The organism is Pedobacter nyackensis (genome assembly GCF_032678475.1).
GTDB lineage: Bacteria > Bacteroidota > Bacteroidia > Sphingobacteriales > Sphingobacteriaceae > Pedobacter > Pedobacter nyackensis_A.
Genome location: NZ_JAVTSF010000005.1, coordinates 212,147 through 227,039, shown reverse-complemented (window position 1 = coordinate 227,039; position 14,893 = coordinate 212,147). Strand labels below are relative to the sequence as shown.

The following is a 14,893-nucleotide window of genomic DNA, read 5'->3' as shown; positions in this document are numbered from 1 at the left end:
CAAATTTATCATGAAGAAACTAATAAGAACAATAGCAATAGGAGCATTTTTAACTTTGGGAGCTTTAAATGGGACAGCTCAAATTGATCCTCATTTTTCTCAATACTATGCACATCCGCTATGGTTAAACCCGGCACTTACCGGGGTTACCGATGGAGAATACAGGGTTTCATTAAACGCTAAACAGCAATGGGGATCGATCTCTAATTCATTTTTAACAGGGGGCGCATCGTTTGATATGGCCCCTGTTAAGAACCTCGCTTTTGGAGCAATGGTGCTCAATCAAAATGCAGGGGATATCAGCTATAATCATTTGAGTGCTTTGGTTTCCGGCGCTTACCGTATTCACTTCGGCAGGGCTGGACTAAACATGGTAAATTTTGGTCTGCAGGCAGGTATTTTAAATAAGAGTTTTGACCCATCCAAAATTACATTGGGTAGCCAGTTTAATCCTGTAACCGGATACGATCCGGGGTTAGGGATTAGCGAATCTTTTGCTTCATCCAATACGCTTGTCCCTGATGTAAACGTGGGTGTGATGTATTTTGATGGAAATCCTGATCAGCAGGTTAATGTGTTTGGTGGAGCTACAGCGGCACACTTAACAAGACCGGTAGACAAGTTTTTAGGGAACAGTGTAAGAATGCCTGTTCGATATGCTGCACATGGTGGGGCACGTATAAAAATTTCGGATGCGTTTGATATTACTCCAAACGGACTGTATATGAAGCAAGGTAATGCCCGCGAAATTTCGGCAGGTGCTTACGCCCAGTATATGCTTAATGAAGAGACTGATTTGATGTTCGGCTCTAATTATAGGGTAGATGATTCTGCTATTGCATTTTTTGGATTACACCTCAAAAATATGGTGTTCGGATTGAGTTATGATTTTAATACTTCGAGCTTAAACCGAATTACCGGAAGTAAAGGAGGGTTGGAGCTGTCGGTCTCCTTTACCGGCAGAAAAGGAATATTTGGGCCGAACTTCTTTTGCCCACGATTATAGTTGAACTAATATGAATTCATTACCCATTAATGAAACACTGATGAAAACAAAGATACTTCTGATCCTCTGTTTATTTGCCTCCGCGGCTCACGCGCAATTTGTAACCAATAACAAAAGAGTGGCTGACGTATATTTTCAAAATAAGGAATATTATGCCGCATCTGAATACTATAAAAAAGCATTGCAGATTGAAGCGGATACTTCGGGCTCTATAGTTCCGTATGGTTTCAAAAACAAAATAAAAGAAGAAAGTCCAAAAAGAGAAGAATACGAATACTGTGTATTTCAGCTTGGGGAATCTTCCAGGAAATATAAGAACTTTAATGATGCCGAGAAATGGTATGAGGTGTCAAGGGATTTCACCAACCCTAAATATATTTTAAGTGCTTTTTGGTATGCGGAAAGTTTAAGGGCAAATCAAAAATTTAAAGAAGCCATTAGGGCTTTCAATGTCTTTCTGGATAAGTATAATGTTAAAGATAGTTATTCGGCTAAAGCGGTAGAGGAAATTGCTTCTTGTCGATTTGCATTGAGCGAGTTGCGCTATCCAAGAATGTTTAGCGTAAACAAACTGAAGAATGAAATTAATGATAAAGGGTCAAATTATACACCAACGATAAAAGGAGGTAATTTCTACTTTACTTCATCACGGCCATTGCATGTTGGTGGTAAAAAAGAAGTATTAAGTGACCAGAATGCAAAAGTTACCAGAAAAGAAAGCCCATATTTAAATGCTATTTATATTACTTCGGGGAACCCGCTTAAAGAAGATGTAACCATCCGAAAAGCTACTGTTGAAGGAAAAGAAAAGGAGTCGGCCGCACCCGCATTTCATCCAAATGGAAAAATTGCTTTTATAACCAGCTGGACTGGTCAGGGCAATAAAAAAATATACCAGCTGAATGCGATGACGGGCACTTCAAAAGATTGGTCTGCACCTGTAGAGCTGGGAAGCCAGATCAATGTAAAAGGTTTCAATGCAATGCAACCCTTTGTGACTAAGGATGGAAAGTATTTAATTTTTGCATCTGACAGACCTGGAGGGGCTGGTAAATATGACCTCTGGTATGCTGCAATTCATATTGACGGCGTCTTAGGTACTGCAGTCAATATGGGTAGTGTGATCAATACTCCAGAAGATGAAGAGGCACCTTACTATAACGCTGCCACCAAAAGATTGCTTTTTAGTAGTAATGGAAAAGTGGGTATGGGTGGTTTTGATTTCTTTGAAAGTGTAGGTGACTTTGGTCAGTGGTCTGAACCACAAAATCTAGGTTATCCATTTAATTCATCAAAAGATGATCTTTATTTTACGCCGGTTACAGATAATGATTCAGAGGGATATATTAGCTCAGACAGGGAGTCTGTTTGTTGTCTGGAGGTTTTTCATATCAGAAGGGAGTTCCTTTTTATTAAGGGGACAGTCCTTGACTGCAATACACTAAAGCCTTTAAGTGGAGCTGTAATTACGCTTGCGGATTCGGTACAACAATTTAAATTTACCACAGATGATTTGGGCAGGTATACTTTTAAAGTGAACTCAAACAGATACTTTAAGTTAACTGCTGAAAAGGATAAATACTTTAGTAAAACGCTTACTTTTAATCACGGACAAATGGCACAAAGGGATACCTTGTTTAGTCCGGAACTGTGTCTGACTCCTTTTGAAATAGATAAGCCAATTGTACTTAAGGATGTATTGTATGAATTTAATAAAGCTGAATTAACACCCGACTCTAAGGAGAAACTAGATCATCTTTATACCATTATGGTTGATAATCCTACGATTGAGATCGAGCTGAGCTCGCATACAGATAGTAAGGGTAGTGATGCTTATAATCTGGACCTTTCTGAGAGAAGGGCTAAATCCTGCGTTGATTACCTAATTGAAAAAGGTATTGCTACAAATAGAATGACCAGTAAAGGTTATGGTGAAACCAGACCTGTTGCACCAAATGAACTGCCTAATGGAGCAGACAATCCTGATGGAAGGGCATTGAACAGAAGAACAGAATTTAAGGTTACCAAAAAATAAATAAGATTGATTCTCGGCTAAACCCCGTATAGGCTTTTCTTTAGAGTTTATATGGGGTTTTTGCTATACGACTCATTTTCCGCTATATGTTAAAAATATTTATGCTATAATTACATTAAAAACATATTTGTTATTCAATTTTAAGATAAATTTTGCTTATTATAAGCATGCAAAATGAAATCTTTAATTAAATAGTTAATTATGCATGCTGAAAGACAAATTAAATTAATCGCCGATACTTTGCTTCCTGGGTTTATTCCAAAAGACCCCAGCGAAAACGAATTGACTTTTCATTTTACAATCCCTCCTAATAAAAGCTATAAGGTAAATTATAAAAAAAGCATCAAAAATGAATGGATATTCATCAGTTTTGAACCTGTGGAAAGCTAAAAACTGAGTAAAAATTTACCCTTTTTACTTTAGATAATCCCCGTTTTTCTTAATCCTTTGAAAGCTGTTTTTCTTGTCTTTTCTGAAAAAAATAGACCGTCGTGAACGAAAACATCACTGTTTGCTTTTTAAAGTACTTTTAAGAAGCCATCGTCATTTTTTGGTGTTTTGTCGCAGGCAAAATAATAATCAGGTATGGTAATTGTTTAATTCACAGTACATCTATCTACTGTTGAAATTGGAAAAGAGAATAAGAAAAAGTATTTCCCTCGTTGAAAAATCGCGACTGGAAAATCTTAAAGGATATCAAATACTTTGCACAAAAACATCAAGGTTTTTTGATGAATTATCTGCGTTTACAGCAAGTTTGTTCAATACTCAGATTGCGGTTATCAATTTTGTTGATCATCATCATTTCTGGACCAAAAAAGCACTGTCATCAAAGAGACTTTCGAACTTGCAGCTTGAAACAAGTGTTTGTTCCCTGGCTATTGCAAATGAAATTGCAGATGCTTTTGAAGGACTTTCGGTAGCACCTTCACTTATCACAAATGCTTTAATCGCTGCTGAATTTGGAATGAGGTTTTATGCCGCCACGCCTATTGTTACAGATGAGGGAATCCGGATCGGATCTGTTTGTATTATCGATAAAGTTAAGCGCGAATTCCTTCCTCAGGAAAAAGAAAAGCTGGAGTGGGTAGCAGAAATGGTAAACAGGGAAATGAATAAAAAAAGAGCACAAAGGGCGTTTGCCTAGTCAATATATTTTAGATAATGGCTTCATTTAGCGGAGGATAATTAATATATTTAGAATATTAATTACTTATCCAAAGTTCATTCCATGAGAAGAAGTATTTTATATTTATGCCTGTTAAGTACAGGGATTTCGGGAGGAGCGATCGCCCAGGAAAAAAAAATAGATCCCCCTACACTTACCGAGGTTTGGAAACCCAGTCCTAAGTTGATAACACCCGGTTTAACGGATTCCGGGGCCCCATCAGACGCTATTGTCCTATTTGACGGTAAAGATGCTTCAGCATTTATTGGAAGTGATGGTAAACCTGTAAAATGGAAAATTGCTGATGGAAGTATGACCGTAGAAAAAGGTACAGGTATGATCACCAGTAAGTTGGCATTTGGAGATTGTCAGTTACATATCGAATGGAGAGCCCCCAAAGTTGTTAAAGGAAATGGGCAGGGAAGAGGAAATAGTGGGATATTCTTAATGGGTAAATATGAGCTACAAGTGCTGGACTCTTATGAGAATATAACATACTCTAATGGTCAGGCTGGCAGTATCTATAAACAATTAATTCCTCTGGCAAATGCTTCACGTAAACCGGGAGAATGGCAAAGTTATGATGTGATCTTTATGGCACCCAGGTTTAATGAAGACGGGTCTGTAAAAATCCCAGCCAATATAACCGTTATTCACAATGGAGTATTGGTTCAGAACCATGCAATAATTGCCGGGACTACACAATACATTGGTGCCCCGTCTTATGAAAAACATGGAGATAAGGAGCCTTTAAGCTTGCAGGACCATGGAGACTTAGTCAGCTATCGTAACATATGGATTCGAAACTTATAGTGTTTGTGTGATTATTTTTTTTCATAATTGTTAATTTAATTCACGGAATATCAATAATAATTATTACAGTTGAATTGCTGGTAATTAATAATTAGGTATTCTGTAATTAAATGTTAATATTTTGAAAGAATTATCATTTTTTTGTGCTAAACAATTTGCTGCTCTTTTTTTTGTAATTGTGCTGAGCCAATCCGCGTTTGCCCAAACGTGGATGAAAGGGTATAACTTTAGGAAGACAATCACTGTTGATAAATCTAAAGTTTCTGGTGCTTCAAATCTGCTCAATTTTAACTTATTGATTGAACTGCAGTCAGTAGAGTTGAGTGATCTGCCCGGTTGCAACCGAGCGCAGCATAATGCATTGCCGATTTCGTTTGCTTTGAAAAGTAAACCTGATGTGCCCATTGGTTTTCAGATCGATAGTTATGATCCTGTTACAGGCCGACTTATTTGCTGGGTACAAATTGCTGAACTCATTACAGCGGGTAGGCCAGGCTTCAATGAAATCTATTTTTACTATGGAGGAAATGAGGCTGAGGGATATTCATCTGAAGAAACTAGTGCGATCTGGACAATGGGGTACCAGCGCGTCTGGCACATGGGGTTTGATGCTGAACCTGCTGTAAGTTTTAATGCTGTCCCTGGTTTAGGAAGTAATGCAATTGGTGTCTTCGGCATGAACGCTGCAAGTTTTACTAATGGGATAATAGGAGCAGCAACAAGTTTTAATGGCGTAAGTGATGCGATGCATTCAACCCCGGATACGAATAGAAATTTCTGTATAAGTGGCTGGATAAAGCTCAGGCAGCTTGGTACGGAACAGATGATTTTCGCTAATGATAGCGCCGGAAACGGCTGCCTGCTTAAGATTAATGCCCAGGGAAAAATAGTTTTTGATGTCATTATATTGGGGACAGTAAGTAGCCATGTCACGGTTGAAGCTTTACCCGTTGATACCTGGGTTTTTCTAACAGCTAGCCTTAACGGAAGGCTAAAGCGGATTTTATTAAATGGCTTGTACAAGGGAGGAGGTTTTGCTCCAGTTCCGGGCAGACATAACGAAGGGTCAATAATTATTGGCAGAAGTAAACAAAATGACCGTTATTTTAACGGAGTAATTGATGAGTTGAGAGTTGGAAATGTGGAGAGGTCTATAGACTGGATATTGACAGAATATAAAAATCAGCTAAACCCTGTAAGTTTTGTTACTATTTCTACTCAGGAGATTAATCCGGAACAACACTCAGATGTGAACAGGTTTACCGGGGCTAATGGCACAAGTAGCTGGAATGATGAAGCAAACTGGAGTTTTGGACGCGTACCTGGAAGTTACACTAATGTCGTTGTTACACAAGGAAGAGAGGTGCAAATAGATCCGGGTAATTCTATTTCGGTAAATAGTCTGGGTTTAGAAACGGGAGCCCGACTTGTTTTAGCAGCTGATCTGAACGTGAATTGTAAAGCACAATTTGATATTTCTTCATCTGTGATATTGAAAGAACGGGTGAGACTAACGTTTAAAAATGACGTGATTAACAATGGGGAAATTAGTTTAGATCAGCATTTAGGAACGTTGGTTTTTAATGGCGGAGCCTCTTTGCAGAGTTTTTCGGGATCCGGTACAACCACAGTTTCTCATTTGGAAGTCAATCAAGCCATACCCCTGAGTACCATTTTGCTGAATGCAAAAATCAATGTCAGTACACAATTGAGCCTTTTAAAGGGTATACTCAATGCAAACGATCAACTTACTTTACTGGCAAACAGATATAAAAGTTATGGAACAATAGCACCTGTTGGAAATATTTATCAGACCGGCATTGTTGGAAATGTTAACGTACAACAGTTTATTGACGGTAGTTTTTCCAACCCTTCCACGGCAAGAGGCTGGCGCTTACTGAGCTCACCTGTTTTTCAATCCCCGGGTAGTATTCGGGAGTATAATTTTAATGCCGTCCAACAAAGTATTTTTGTTACAGGGCCTGGTGGAATTGTGAATGGATTCGATGTCTCACCAAACAATAACCCAACAATTTATACGCATAATCAAGCATTGCCGGGTACGCTTTCGCAGAAATATACAGGTATAGCTAACATGAGCGCAAGTGTAACATTAGGAAAGGGATTCTATGTATTTTCAAGGGGGAGCCGCTCAGATCCGAATGCCTTCGAACAACAGATACAACGCCCTCCGTTTTCAAATCCGCAAGCCTACACGATCACTGCTAAGGGGAAACTGTTTGTGGGGGAACTTAAAATAGATCTTTTTAATAGAAATGCAGGGAAAGAGGGGGATGGTTACAATTTGTTGGGAAACCCTTATGCTTCGCCGATAACATGGGGTAAAGTACAGAAAGTAAATATATTGCCCTTTGTTTGGGTATTTGACCCTAAGAATAATGCTTATCTGGTAACCGATGATCAAGCACATGTCATTCATTCTGGAGAAGGATTTTTTGTTAAAGTAAGTACAGGACATAGTACTGGAGAGGTCACATTTACAGAAGCATCAAAGTACTCCGCTGCACCTGTTTTAACATCTGCTAAATTTGCATCCGTTGATACAAAAAAGGGGGTAAATACAGATCATATACAAACAGAACTTCGGATAAGCTTATCGAAAGAAGACTTATCGGATGAATACGTATTGATCATGAAGAGCGGTGGTCATGATGAAATTACGGACGCTGATGCGCCTAAAATTGGGGAGGGCTATGTAAGTATTTCTGGTTTAACCTCCAACGATAGCAAGCTGGCTATTGATGAGCGGGGAGTGAATACAGCTAGCAGAACAATTCAATTGTTTGTGAAGGACTGGGATAGTGGTACCTATGAATTAAGTCTGATAGGTAAAATCAAAAATAAAGAACAGGTTATTCTTGTGGACCATTACCTGAATAAACAAATCACGGTTAAAGAAGGGAAGCAGCAATATCTGTTTGATATAGATGCGGAGAACAGTGATACCCATGGCAGAAAACGTTTTTCATTGCTAATTCAACCTTTCGAAACTATGAACCCGGGATATGAGGAGCAGGATAACAGCCTCTTGTTATACCCTAATCCGATAAGTGATATGATTTACATCAAGTCTGGAAGTCAAAGCTGGAGAAATCTGAAGATCCTGATCAGAACAATAACAGGTCAGGTGGTTTGGACTGGTGATTTGCCTTTACTTGAACCAGGTATGCCAGTTCAACTACCGGCTAATCATTTCATGAAAGGGCTTTACATACTGCAACTGATTGATACAAAAAGAAACAGAACTATCGCAACCTTTAAAATGCTTAAAAACTAATCTGTATGAAATATTTATTTATCTCCATCTTTATGTTTGGTAATTTGCTGGCAATAGGTCAGCAAATTGATGATCCCGGTTTCCCCGGAGGAGATCCTGATGTCCCGGTTGATGGGGGGCTCGTGGTGCTTCTCGGTGCTGCTGCAGTATATGGATTAAGAAAAATTAATCTTAAACAGTAATACCTTCTTTTCTTAAAATATAATTGTAAATCCCCTGAATTGGCTTTTGAAGAATCTGACCCAATTTAACCTGGTTGTTTAAACAAACTTCTCTCAGGATGTCCTGATAATAAAAAGCTATTGAGCCTACAAAGTGACAATCAAGCGATTTGTAATTGCTATAGTCCTTGATATTGCTGTCTACAAATTCCTGAAAACCTTTGCGCAATATGTCTAGAATAAATGGATGGTCCTGATGGTTTACCATGAAACGACTTATCGAAGCCAGATAGGTATTTGGAGAAGCTTTTTGATAGACATTAGTGATTACAGTCTCTTTATCGATCTGAAATTCTTTCCCAAATTCCACACTCAGTTCGGCAGGCATCTGATTATATAAATAAGCAGTAATTAGTTTACGTCCAAACCAGGTGCCTGAGCCCTCATCACCCAGTACATAACCCAATCCATGTATGCCGTGATGTAGGTTTTGTCCATCGAAGTAGGATATGTTAGATCCGGTACCTAAAATACAGGTTAGCCCTGGTTTATCACCACAGGTAGCATATGCAGAGCCCATAAGGTCATGTTCTACGGCTACATAAGCATTGGTGAAAAAAGAAGAGATCCCATTTGATATGACCTCTACCTTATCAGGTGAAGAACAGCCTGCTCCAAAGAAATAAACTTCCTTAACCTTACTCGCATACTGTGCAATTTCCTTCTTCTTAGAAAAAAGCTTGAAAATGTCGTGTGCATTAAGGAAATAAGGGTTTATCCCCTGTGTACTGAAGTTGATTTGTTCATTTGGGCTGTAACCCATCCAATCAGTTTTTGTTGAACCACTGTCTGCTACTAGAATCATTCGCTAAAAATAGTAATCTTATTGAATATTTAATGTACCACTGATTTCTTTTAGGCTAATTTCTGTAAGTTTTGCCTGATATTGTACTTCCAGATAACGAGTTATGGCATCAATCGAGTTTTTTTGAGCCTCTCTGAGCTCCAGTGGAGAGATACTGCCTAGTCTGTATTTTTCAAGAGTAATATCAAGGTTTTGCCTCGCAATTTCCACATTGCTCTTTTCTATTTTCAGCAAATCAAGGTTCGTGCTATAGTTTTGATAAGTCGACAACAGTTGTGCATTGATATCCTGCTTTATCTTTTCGAAAGACAGTGCTGAGGAGTTGATACCTATCTTAGCATTTCGCTCATTTTGACGTTGTAAAAAGCCGTTGAAAATATTTAAACTGGCCGTAACCCCATAGGTAAAGCCATTGGAACGGGTTTGTGTATTGAAACCAGTAGGACTTGCACTTTTCTGAAATTCATAGCCACTGTTTACTGCCACTACAGGATACCGCTGTCCCTTAATCTGTTTCAGGTTCAGTTCTGCTATTTTTTTATTAATGAAAGCATTTTGCAAATCAGGATTTAACTGCGCCATTTGTCCCGACAAAGTTGTATAATCCAATGCAGCATCAATAGCAATTTCATGATCTACTTTAAAATCAAGATTCAGGTCTCTGGCCATGACCTGGTTCAAAGCCGTTTTAGCTGTTTTAAGTAGATTAATCTCCTGTAAATATGCTGATGTATCCGTGTTGTAGTCCACTTTTGCTGCCAGCACATCAAGTTTAGAGCCTCTGCCAATTGTTAATTTGTTATTTGCAATTTTTAACCTCAATTGCGAAATGTCTAATACACTGTCTCTGGCAATTACCAGTTGCTGTTCTTTTAATACGGTATAATAGGCATTGATTACATCACTAACTGTTGTGAGTATTGTTGCTTTTGCATTGACTTCTCCTAACTTTTGGAGTTCTTTAAGTTTTTCATAATTTGTGAACATCTGCAAGCCATCAAATATTGTCCAGCCCAATGCTGCACCGTAATTCATACTTGTATTTCTTACGCCATCCAGTGTTTGCTGATTTCCGTTACTTTGTGTACGTGTAATATTTTGTCTGCTACCACCATCTGAAAAACTGGCGTCTAGTTTAGGTAGCATGCCAGCGTTACCTACATTCACGTTGTTTTTAGCTATCTGGATGTCGTTGTTTACCAGTTTAATATCGTAGTTGTTTTTTAACGCTACACTGATTGCTTCTTCCAGACTAAGTCTTTGTTGTGCAAAACCCAGTTGAGTGCTCCATATTAAAACCGTCATCAGGCAAAATACAGTGCCACGTTTCCCAGGCATATAATTAAGCTTTTTCATGTTCCAAAGCTGCTTTTAATGATTCTTCTAATTCTGTGTTTGCTTTATGTTCTTTTGACCAGTAGGAATAAATTGCAGGGATAACGAATAGTGTTAATATCAATGCAAATGTTGTTCCTCCTACAATTACGATTCCCATTCCCATCCGGCTTTTAGCAGCTGCACCTAATGCCATGGCAATAGGGACGGCGCCAATGGCGATAGCAAGACTTGTCATCAGGATCGGTCTTAACCTGGATACTGAAGCCTCCCGAATGGCATCATGAACACTTTTTCCCTGTTCCTTCAGCTGGTTCGCAAATTCAACAATCAGAATACCATTTTTAGTTACCAAACCAATTAGCATGATGGTCCCGATCTGACTAAATATATTCCAGCTCTGTCCAAATAACCACAAGGATAAAAATGCCCCTGCAACAGCCATAGGGACGGTTAAGATAATAATAATAGGATCTATGAAACTTTCAAACTGTGCAGAAAGGATTAAATAAACCAATAGCAATGCAAGTCCAAATGCAAAAAGTGTATTGGATGAACTTTCCTTAAAATCCCTTGATTCCCCGCCCAGATCGGTAGAAAATGACTCGTCCAATACTTTTTCCGAAATCCTGTCCATTGCCTCAATACCTTCACCAATACTTTTTCCTGGAGCTAAACCAGCCGAAACTGTAGCAGCCGTAAAGCGGTTGTTGCGGTATAATTGTGGAGGACTGCTTTCTTCTCTGGCCGTAACCAGGTTGTCCAGTTGTATCAGCTCATTTTTGTCATTCCTCACATACACTGAACTTAAATCTAAAGGATCTTTACGGTCGCCAACCTCAAACTGTCCGATAACCTGGTACTGCTTTCCGTTCATGAAAAAATAGGAGAAACGTTGACCGCTTAATCCCAATTGCAAGGCCGTACCAATATCCGAAACTGATACGCCAAGGTTTTTAGCTTTATCCCGGTCAATGGTCAGGTCGATCTCTGGTTTGTTGAACTTTAAATTTACATCAGAAGTCGTAAAAGTCGGATCTTTGGAAACCTCGTCCATGAATAAAGGAATCTTTTCTCTTAGTTTTTCAAAATTCTGTGCCTGGATGATATAATTAACTGGTAAGCCTCCGCGCCTTCCTACAGAGATGGTAGGTTGCTGGATTACTGTTACTTTTCCTTCTGTGTACTTTCTGGTGATTTTAGTCAGTTTGGCAGCAACTTCTGCCTGTGTTTTATCTCTGTCGCCCGGGTCAGTTAAGCCCATCCTAACAAAACCACTATTTGTAGACCCACCTCCAAAACCCGGAGAGGTAATCGTAATATTCACCTTCTTTTCCGGAATCGAATCACTAACCATTTGTTGCACCTTCATCATAAACCTATCGGTATAAGCAAAAGAAGATCCCTCAGGGGTAGTCAGGTTCATATTGATAGCGCTACGGTCGTCATAAGGAGCCGTTTCCTTTGGAAGGATTTTCCAGAATAATACAATCAAACCAACACATACTGCTATAATCGGAATAGCCAACCATTTTCTATCCAGGAATTTGTTTAATTTTTCAGCATACCCCTCATTTAGCTTAATGAAATAAGGTTCTGTTACTTCATAGAACCTTGATTTCTTATGGCCTGTTTTTTTCATCAGGTAAGCATTTAACATGGGGGTTAAGGTAAGCGAGACAAAAGCGGATATCAATACTGCTGCGCCAATTACCACTCCAAATTCCCGGAATAACCGACCTACAAATCCTTGTAAAAATATAACTGGTAAAAACACCGCTGCAAGGGTAACAGAAATAGATATTACGGCAAAGAATATTTCGTTCGATCCTTTAATCGCTGCTTCAAAAGGAGAGTAGCCCTCTTCTACTTTTTTAAATATATTTTCGGTCACTACAATCCCATCATCCACAACTAAACCCGTCGCCAGTACTATGGCCAGTAAGGATAGGACATTAATGGAAAATCCAAAAATATACATAATGAAAAAGGTGAAAATCAACGATACCGGAATATCGATAAGCGGTCTGATGGCAATCGCCCAATCTCTAAAAAACAAGTAAATAATTATAATTACCAGAATTAACGACAAGATGATGGTTTCTGCTACCTCTGTTACCGATGCTTTGATAAATTTAGTGGTATCTAAAGATATGTTGAGTTTAATGTCTTGGGGTACATCTTTTTGCAGTTGTGCGAAACGCTTGTCAAATTCTTTGGAGATATCAAGGTAATTTGCCCCAGGCTGTGGGATAAGCCCTACGGCAACCATCGGTTTACCTGATTCCCTTAAAACAGTCTCCTCATTTTCAGAACCAAGTTCCACAAAACCAACATCTTTTAATTTCACCACATTGTCTGTGTCATTTTTAAGAATCAGGTTGTTAAACTCATCAACATCTGTCAGTTTTCCAAGTGTTTTTACAATGAGTTCCGTGTTTTCGCCTGTGATTTTTCCCGAAGGTAGCTCCACGTTTTCTTTGTCCAGCGCTGCTACGATATCCTGGGATGTCAATCCATAGGCTGCCAGTTTATCCGGAGCAATTCGAATACGCATGGCGTATTTTCTTTGTCCCATAATCTGTATGCTACTCACACCAGTAATGGTTTGTAAACGATCAGCAATTACGTTCTCTGCATAATCACTCAGTTCCATTACATTGCGTTTATCGCTTTGTATGGTCATGGTAATTACTGCATCCGAATTGGCATCGGCTTTACTTACTACAGGGTTCCCGTCAATATCTTTGGGTAATCTTCTGGCAGCTTCGGAAACCTTATCTCTTACGTCATTGGCCGCATCGTCAATGTTTTTGTTCAGGTTAAATTCGATGGTGATGTTGCTGCTACCCTGGTTGCTGGATGAAGAAATGTTCCGGATCCCGTCGATGCCATTAATGGATTTCTCCAATGGTTCAGTAATCTGCGATTCAATGATGTCAGAGTTTGCCCCCGGATAAGATGTACGTACGTTAATTACTGTAGGGTCGATGTTTGGGTATTCCCTTACACCCAGGAAGTTATAGCCGATGACGCCAAACAAAAGGATCATCAGGTTCATTACAATGGCCAGTACGGGCCGCTTTATACTGGTGGTTGAAATACTCATATTTTAGATTTATGATTAACCACTGTTACGTTTACAGGAGTATCAGGTTTTAAGGCCATTGCACCAGTCGTAAGCACGGTATCACCAATATTTAGACCAGATGTAATCAGTATTTGTGTTGAGGTACGGGTACCTGCTTCAACATTTACCTGTTGCGCTTTACCATCTTTACTAATGTAAACTGTTTTGCCTTTTAATACCGGTATAATGGCTTCATTTGGGATCAGTAATGCATTTTTTATGGTGCTTAGTGATAGGTTTATCTTAGCAAAAGAACCCGGTAACAACTCATTATTGGCATTCGGTGCAAGCGCTTTGATTTGTAATGTGCGGGTCTGCGTATTGATCCCCGGTTCAATAGCGAAAACTTTACCGGTAAACTTCTTATTAAAACCATCAGTTGTAAAAGTCACTTCTGAATCCGGTTTTATCTGTCCGATATATTTCTCAGGGATTGAAAAGCTAACTTTTAAAGGGTCTATACTAGACAGATTCGCAATGGGTGTTGCCGGAGTTAAATAACCGCCTACAGACACAGATCGAAGTCCGATTTTTCCACTAAATGGCGCATATATTGCTGTTTTGGCAAGTTGCGCCCGAATCAATTGAGTTTGTGCTTTTAAGGATTGAAGGTCGGCCAGTGAAGTGTCGTATTCTTCCTGACTGATTGCTCCTTTTTCCAGCAATTGTTTGGAGCGGTTTTCGTTGGTGGCCGATAAACGTTGTTTAGTTAGCGCTTCCTGTAACTGGGCTTGTATGTCGCGATCGTTAATCTTCACCAGGAGACTGCCTTTGCTGACATGAGCACCTTCTTTGAAATTGATGCTGGTAATCAGGCCAGAGACTTCACTGCGTAATTCAACAGATTCGTTGGCTTCAAGGGTCCCGGTTACTTCCAGGTCATTGGTGAAGTCGCCTGCTGTTACTACAATGCCTTCAACCTGTAGTCCTTTTGTGGCGCCAGTTTTACCTTTGCCTCCCATACTGGCTCCTTCTGCTGCAATTTTTTTATTTGCATCGATCCTGTAGTAGATTAAATAAGCTACCCCTAAAACAATAAGGGTGTAAATGATGTACTTTACTTTCATTTGTGGTTCTTTTTT

General features: G+C 39.2%; 11 protein-coding genes. 7 read left to right on the top strand and 4 right to left on the bottom strand.

All coding sequences use genetic code 11. The annotated features are described in order from the left end of the window. Positions 1-10 precede the first annotated feature (10 nt). From R2Q84_RS17350 to R2Q84_RS17320, 7 genes are all read left to right on the top strand, one after another. Positions 11-1,006: a PorP/SprF family type IX secretion system membrane protein gene (locus R2Q84_RS17350; RefSeq protein WP_316817847.1), complete on the top strand. Its 996-nt coding sequence runs from the start codon at positions 11-13 to the stop codon at positions 1,004-1,006. Positions 1,007-1,046: 40 nt separating this feature from the next. Then, positions 1,047-3,041: an OmpA family protein gene (locus tag R2Q84_RS17345; protein WP_316817846.1), complete on the top strand. Its 1,995-nt coding sequence runs from the start codon at positions 1,047-1,049 to the stop codon at positions 3,039-3,041. Positions 3,042-3,242: 201 nt separating this feature from the next. Then, positions 3,243-3,431 (top strand): hypothetical protein, encoded by a 189-nt coding sequence (locus tag R2Q84_RS17340; RefSeq protein ID WP_316817845.1) that lies wholly within the window; start codon positions 3,243-3,245, stop codon positions 3,429-3,431. A 238-nt stretch (positions 3,432-3,669) separates the two neighbouring features. Beyond that, positions 3,670-4,188 carry a GAF domain-containing protein gene (locus R2Q84_RS17335; RefSeq protein WP_316817844.1) on the top strand — a complete coding sequence of 173 codons (519 nt, stop codon included), beginning with the start codon at positions 3,670-3,672 and terminating at the stop codon, positions 4,186-4,188. Positions 4,189-4,272: 84 nt separating this feature from the next. Beyond that, complete coding sequence (locus R2Q84_RS17330; protein ID WP_316817843.1) at positions 4,273-5,022, top strand: DUF1080 domain-containing protein; 750 nt, start codon at positions 4,273-4,275, stop codon at positions 5,020-5,022. Positions 5,023-5,143: 121 nt separating this feature from the next. Then, entirely contained in the window at positions 5,144-8,320 is a 3,177-nt protein-coding gene (locus tag R2Q84_RS17325) for a LamG-like jellyroll fold domain-containing protein (RefSeq protein WP_316817842.1), read from the top strand. 5 nt (positions 8,321-8,325) lie between these two features. After that, entirely contained in the window at positions 8,326-8,502 is a 177-nt protein-coding gene (locus tag R2Q84_RS17320; protein WP_316817841.1) for a PID-CTERM protein-sorting domain-containing protein, read from the top strand. On the opposite strand, the gene R2Q84_RS17315 is transcribed toward R2Q84_RS17320, so the two are convergent. From R2Q84_RS17315 to R2Q84_RS17300, 4 genes are read right to left on the bottom strand one after another with little or no spacing between them, the layout of a single operon-like run. Next, positions 8,492-9,346, bottom strand: coding sequence for an N-acetylglucosamine kinase (locus R2Q84_RS17315; protein ID WP_316817840.1), 855 nt, complete (start codon positions 9,344-9,346; stop codon positions 8,492-8,494). The genes R2Q84_RS17320 and R2Q84_RS17315 overlap by 11 nt on opposite strands. Positions 9,347-9,364: 18 nt before the next feature. Then, on the bottom strand, positions 9,365-10,702 hold the full coding sequence (locus R2Q84_RS17310; RefSeq protein WP_316817839.1) for a TolC family protein: 1,338 nt from the start codon (positions 10,700-10,702) through the stop codon (positions 9,365-9,367). Then, positions 10,689-13,790, bottom strand: coding sequence for an efflux RND transporter permease subunit (locus R2Q84_RS17305; protein ID WP_316817838.1), 3,102 nt, complete (start codon positions 13,788-13,790; stop codon positions 10,689-10,691). Before R2Q84_RS17305 ends, R2Q84_RS17310 begins: the two co-directional genes overlap by 14 nt. After that, positions 13,787-14,878: an efflux RND transporter periplasmic adaptor subunit gene (locus R2Q84_RS17300; protein WP_316817837.1), complete on the bottom strand. Its 1,092-nt coding sequence runs from the start codon at positions 14,876-14,878 to the stop codon at positions 13,787-13,789. Before R2Q84_RS17300 ends, R2Q84_RS17305 begins: the two co-directional genes overlap by 4 nt. Positions 14,879-14,893: the final 15 nt, after the last annotated feature.

Excerpts from the sequence above, each read along its gene's own strand:
- R2Q84_RS17350 (WP_316817847.1), top strand. The coding sequence starts at position 11 with ATGAAGAAACTAATAAGAACAATAGCAATAGGAGCATTTTTAACTTTG.
- R2Q84_RS17345 (WP_316817846.1), top strand. The coding sequence starts at position 1,047 with ATGAAAACAAAGATACTTCTGATCCTCTGTTTATTTGCCTCCGCGGCT.
- R2Q84_RS17340 (WP_316817845.1), top strand. The coding sequence starts at position 3,243 with ATGCATGCTGAAAGACAAATTAAATTAATCGCCGATACTTTGCTTCCT.
- R2Q84_RS17330 (WP_316817843.1), top strand. The coding sequence starts at position 4,273 with ATGAGAAGAAGTATTTTATATTTATGCCTGTTAAGTACAGGGATTTCG.
- R2Q84_RS17320 (WP_316817841.1), top strand. The coding sequence starts at position 8,326 with ATGAAATATTTATTTATCTCCATCTTTATGTTTGGTAATTTGCTGGCA.
- R2Q84_RS17315 (WP_316817840.1), bottom strand. The coding sequence starts at position 9,346 with ATGATTCTAGTAGCAGACAGTGGTTCAACAAAAACTGATTGGATGGGT.
- R2Q84_RS17310 (WP_316817839.1), bottom strand. The coding sequence starts at position 10,702 with ATGAAAAAGCTTAATTATATGCCTGGGAAACGTGGCACTGTATTTTGC.
- R2Q84_RS17305 (WP_316817838.1), bottom strand. The coding sequence starts at position 13,790 with ATGAGTATTTCAACCACCAGTATAAAGCGGCCCGTACTGGCCATTGTA.
- R2Q84_RS17300 (WP_316817837.1), bottom strand. The coding sequence starts at position 14,878 with ATGAAAGTAAAGTACATCATTTACACCCTTATTGTTTTAGGGGTAGCT.